Here is a 5587-nt window from a genome sequence, read left to right on the forward strand (position 1 = left end):
ACGTCCGCGCACGAGTTTCCGAGTGCCCCCCGGCAACTAATAATACGATAGCATATATTCAATTGACTTAACATAAAAATAAAAAGTCCCCTTCAAAGGGGAGGCTTTAAACCCAATTTTTCGGTAATTACGCTCAAATTCTTAGTCACGCTCAATTTCAGCTAAAACTAGAACTGCAAACATCAGCAAAGTTATTTAAGAGAGAGCCAAGATTTTCAAACCAAAGCTAAGTAGGGTTTGCTGAAAAAGTCTTTATAGTAGGGGTAGGAGATAACCCAACCCTACTCCCAGGAGGGGGAGACAGGAAACAACCCACCCCTCGCCCCTCCCCCTTCAAACCCACCCCTAGCCCCTCCCAGGAGGGGAGAGGAAGACAGGAAGTAGGAGTAAAAATTGTCCCAAGATTGTTCTGCACAACTATTGCCTAAAATACTAACTTTTTGAGCATGAAGAGCTGAAACAGGCGCACTGCAATTCGACTCCAAAAAGGCACTTGTCTTTATATAGCAATGAGCGCTGGTATATTTACAAATTGCAGGAGGGGCCAAAGGGCTAAAATCTTATATTATCGGCAATTTATTCCCCCAGATGAGCTGTTGCCTGTTGCCTGTTGCCTGTTGCCTGTTGCTTGCGCGCAGCGCTATATGTTATATCATGTCCGGATAATAGCGTGATAAAAAAACCTTTTCTCTTCTCACCTTTTCTTTCCTTCTGCCTCCTGCCTCCTGCCTTCTGCCTTACCTCCTCCAAAGTGTAAGTATTCAACCGGACATGATATTAATGCTTTTAGATTTAATCAGCAAGCCCTAAGTAATCATCACAAAATTATTATTATTATGCGTATCCCTACTATTACTACTCTATTAAGTTTAGTAGCCCTTTTTACTTTTACTCAAGCCAAAGCTGTTGCTTCCAACAAAACAGAATCTTTAGTAACAGAAAAAGAAGAAGATTTAACTCGTAAATCTAATTTAGAGACTTCCACTTCTGCTCAAAAAGATACTAGGAGAATTAAACTGCGGCAAACACAGAAAAATAAAAACTTTCGGATACCCTTTATTGGTAGAAATGTTAGATATTTTGGTAAACCTGCTCAATCTGAACTATTCTCCAAACCATTCTATTCCGGTGTACCTCAAAAACAGGATAATCAAAAGAATATATCACAAGGTTCTCGAGGTGCAGAAGTCTGGGCAGTACAAAGACGTTTGCAAGCTAGAGGTTTCAACCCTGGAGCTATAGATAGTGTGTTTGGCGCTCGCACCAGAGAAGCAGTAAAAGCTTTTCAAAAGTCTGTGGGTTTAAATGTAACAGGTATAGTTAATGAAGCTACTTGGACATCTCTCGCTAAACCCTCATTTGCCTCTCGTCCACCTACTCAAAGACGTCAAAGACAAAAACCATCCATCTCAAGGCAAAATCCACCCATTTCAAGACAAAAACCATCTATCTCAAGGCAAAACCCACCCATCCAAGTAGAAAAAATATTAGCAAAAGGAGACAAGGGGTCTAAAGTTAAAACTTTACAAATGCGTCTAGAAACAATGGGTTTTAATCCAGGTCCAATTGATGGGGTTTTTGGCAAAAAAACCACAGGAGCAGTTAAAGAATTTCAAAAATATAAAGGAATGAGGGCTAATGGGATAGTGGACCGAAAAACTTGGGAAGCTTTTAGGCAGAAATAAATGACTCAAACTTTTACTTTCTGAGAATAAACTGCCTATCTAATATTGAATCAATCAGAAGGAAGAAGGAATAAAGAAGAAGGAAAAAGTGAATTGGGACTCATCTACCAATTAATGCTCAACACCCTGTAGAAGGCGGGGTATTAAAGTTAAGAATTTCCTAGGTGATGCTGCGCAAACAGCCATTAGCCATCAGCTATCAGCTATTGCTTTTAGTTTAGGATAAAAGCTTTATTAATTATCTTACTAGAAAAGTTGGCTCCCTTGCCCTTAAAGTCTATTTAAATTTAAACAATGTCCTTAAGGAGAGAGTATTGTTGCCTTTGAACTGATAGCTAATAGCTGTTTGCTTAAGTATTAAATCCAGAATAAAAAGATAGTTTGATCAAAAATATGCCTACTTTATATAAAGTGCTCGGCGAAAAAGTAAAAATTGCTGATCGCTTTGTTTTTTGTTGGATAAAAATTTTTGCTAGAAGAAAAAATTTGCCTAGGATATTCCTCTATTTCTTATTACATCAAATATCTAGTTTTATCTTAATATCTCAAATGTAAATACTATGTTAGGCGCAAAATATGATATGCTGATCTAAAATATATGATAAACCATACTCAAAAACATAAATTATATCAACTAACTAACTCTCATACAAATAAATTCTATATTCTTAAAAATTACAGTTCTAGTTCACTTGAAAATTAGGTTAAATCAAGTGAAAAATTCTCTAATTTATATATAGCACTACAATAATTGGTTAGGACATTTTTCAATCCTTTTTCCTGACGAATTCCACACCAAAAACCCTTTTAAAGTTCGCTATTCCCTATTCCCTATTCCCTAGGGATTTATAGATTTAAAATATTTTGCTTTGCCAAACCTCAAATATTTGCTTAATTAAATAGCCATCAACCTCAAGGCTTCCTCTTCAAAACCAAACAAATAAAAGTCCAAGACCCGAAGCCATGCGTCGAAAATTCATTTTAGGGGTTATTTTATTCTTTCTGACCCTGGTATTAACCATTTTATATGGGTCACTAATAGATAAATATATACAAAATCATCAATTATCAAATCAGATAAAAGAAGCTATAACACAGCAAATTTATAATTCAGACTTAGAAAATTCTTACTTTGATAGATACCCAGAATTAGAGTTTATAGAACCCCAAAATTTCCATAATATTCAAACTGTTATTCCTAGAAAAAATAAATTTCGACTGAAAAATATATCAACTTCCTCATCTCAATCTACCTACGAAGCAATTGATATTTTGTGGATATTACTTTGCTCTGGGTTAGTATTTATCATGCAGCCTGGATTTATGTGTTTAGAGTCAGGACTCACCAGGTCAAAAAATAACATTAACGTTGCGATTAAAAACTTAACTGATTTTGGTATTTCAGTTGCCTGCTTTTGGAGTTTTGGATTTGCCTTAATGTTTGGGGCTTCATCTTTTGGAATAATTGGCCATAGTAAATTTTTCCTGGCAACCGATCTACAACCTTTTGACGCGGCCTTCTTTTTATTTCAGGTAATGTTCTGTGGTACAGCTACGACTATAGTTTCTGGTGCAGTAGCTGAACGCATGAAGTATGCCTCCTATCTATTCATCGCCTTTCTAGTTTCAGGTTTAGTCTATCCCATATTTGGTCATTGGGTTTGGAATGGAGCTGATATTGGTATATTAACAGGTTGGCTTGGACGTAATGGTTTTGTTGACTTCGCAGGTTCGAGTGTTGTCCATAGTATTGGTGGGTGGGTGTCTCTGGCAGCTTTATTAGTTATTGGTCCTCGAACTGGTAGATTTCCTCCTGGTAGTCCACCAGAAAAAATTCATGGTTCTAATTTACCCCTATCAGTTTTGGGGGCAATGCTGATTTGGTTTGGTTGGTTTGGGTTTAATGGTGGAAGTACCCTGGCATTAAACGAACAAGTAGCAGGCATTATTGTCAATACAATTCTTGCTAGTGCAGCAGGAATGATTACTACTCTTGGTATTACTTGGTATATCAGAGGAATACCTAGTGTTGAGGGACTAATTAATGGTACTCTTTCTGGTTTAGTTGGCATTACAGCAGCTTGTCATGCTGTTACAGCTTTTTCTGCCATTTTCATTGGTGTTATTGCTGCCATAGTCACTATGTTGGTAGAGCAAGCTTTAGAAAAAATTCGAGTCGATGATGCTGTTGGAGCTATTCCAGTTCACCTGGGTGGGGGTATTTGGGGAACATTAGCTGTAGCTTTATTTGGGAAGGCAGAGGTTTTAGATACTGGTCTTAGTTTTAGCCAACAATTGACTGTTCAGCTATTAGGAATTTTTTCAGCTTTTTTATTAGGATTTTGTTTGGTATATCCAATTTTATTCATTACGAATAAACTTTATTTATTCCGAGTTTCAGAAGCAGATGAACGTATTGGTTTAAATGTTTCGGAGCATCAAGCTAAAACAGAAATATTAGACTTGTTTAGAGTAATGGATTCTCAAGCTAGTACGCAGGATTTGAGTTTGCGAGTACCTGTAGAACCTTTTACAGAAGTAGGTCAAATTGCAAATCGCTACAATCAAGTAATGGATGCTTTGGAGGAAGTTACTGCGAGAAATGATGCCATTATTAAAGTGGCAACAGATGCAATTATTACTTTTACTAAACCAGAGCTAGAAATTGTTAGTATAAATCCTAGTGCCTCGGTAATTTTTGGTTATGAAAATCAATACTTAATAGGCATACCTATTTATCAAATATTTGACTTTACTATTAATCCATTGACTATGGAAAAAATGGATGCTGACCATTTATTAACTGAAGTGGAAAAATTAACGGTAGAACCATTAAAACTATGGATTAATCCAGATTTAATCTTCTGTCAAAATTTAGAGGTTAAAAATTATTGTTATGTCTTTGATTTGGAAGATATTCAGCCTGAAAATTGGCAATCTGTTTTTCCTAGCTTTTTACATTTACAAGAGGATAATTTAGTACATAGTCAAGCAGAGTTGGAGCTACAAAAAAAAAGCGATCGACAAAATTATTATATAGAACTACTGATATCTAAAATTGCTGAAAGTGGAAACCTTTACGAATTAGTTGGTATCCGTGCAGATGGTTCTTTATTTCCGATGGAAATTGCAGTTAGAGAAGCAAAATTTAATCAAAAAACTTTCTACACAGGAACTTTTAGAGATATTACAGATAGAAAGGAATCAGAAATAAAGCTCCGGGAAAATGAGGAAAGATTTCGGAGTTTATCCAGAGCTACTTTTGAAGGAATTATTATCCATGAACAAGAAAAAATTATGGATACAAATATTGCTGCTGCCAATATGTTTGGATATGAATTATCAGAAATGATGGGTATGAATGGATGGGAGTTAATTGCTCCAGAATACCACAATTTAGTAGTTGAAAAAATGACTTCTGGTTCGGAAAAAGCTTATGAAGTAATTGGAGTGAGAAAAGATGGTTCAACTTTTCCTTTAGAAATAGAGTCTAAGGTTTTTTTATACAGAGGTAATCAAAATGGAGTGGCAGCTTTAAGAGATATTACTGAGCGAAAATTAGCAGAAGCAGCATTACGAGAAAGTGAGGAAAGATTTAGAGCAGTAATGGAACAAGCAGCAGATGCTTTTATTATCCATGAAATGGATGGCAAAATTGTTGACGTTAATCAAAGCACCTGTAAAAGTTTGGGATATAAACGCGAAGAATTACTGAATTTATATATAGAAGATATTGAGGTAAACTTCTTATCAGAAAAGATGTATGAAAAGTGGCAAAATTTAATTCCTGGTATACCAATTACTATAGAGGGAATTCATCGTCGCAAAGATCATAAAACTTTTCCTATCGAAGTACGTTTGGGTTTATTAAAAGCAGGCAATGGTAAATTAATCTTGGCTCT

At 35.8% G+C, this 5587-nt stretch carries 3 protein-coding genes; 2 read left to right on the plus strand and 1 reads right to left on the minus strand.

The features are described 5' to 3' along the window. Positions 1-576: 576 nt before the first annotated feature. Positions 577-765 (minus strand): hypothetical protein, encoded by a 189-nt coding sequence (locus F6K54_RS23660; RefSeq protein WP_293082774.1) that lies wholly within the window; start codon positions 763-765, stop codon positions 577-579. Between the two features lie 71 nt (positions 766-836). On the opposite strand from F6K54_RS23660, the gene F6K54_RS23665 reads away from it, so the two are divergent. Together F6K54_RS23665 and amt are read left to right on the plus strand one after the other, a co-directional pair. Then, positions 837-1685, plus strand: coding sequence for a peptidoglycan-binding protein (locus F6K54_RS23665; RefSeq protein ID WP_293082777.1), 849 nt, complete (start codon positions 837-839; stop codon positions 1683-1685). A gap of 963 nt (positions 1686-2648) precedes the next feature. Beyond that, positions 2649-5587 (plus strand): ammonium transporter (gene amt / locus F6K54_RS23670; RefSeq protein ID WP_366558216.1); only part of this gene is annotated, 2939 nt, incomplete at its 3' end.

Source organism: Okeania sp. SIO3B5, from assembly GCF_010692555.1.
Taxonomy (GTDB): Bacteria; Cyanobacteriota; Cyanobacteriia; order Cyanobacteriales; family Microcoleaceae; genus Okeania.

What these genes read in the sequence shown, in the direction of transcription:
- F6K54_RS23665 (WP_293082777.1), top strand. Translation starts at nt 837, where the DNA reads ATGCGTATCCCTACTATTACTACTCTATTAAGTTTAGTAGCCCTTTTT.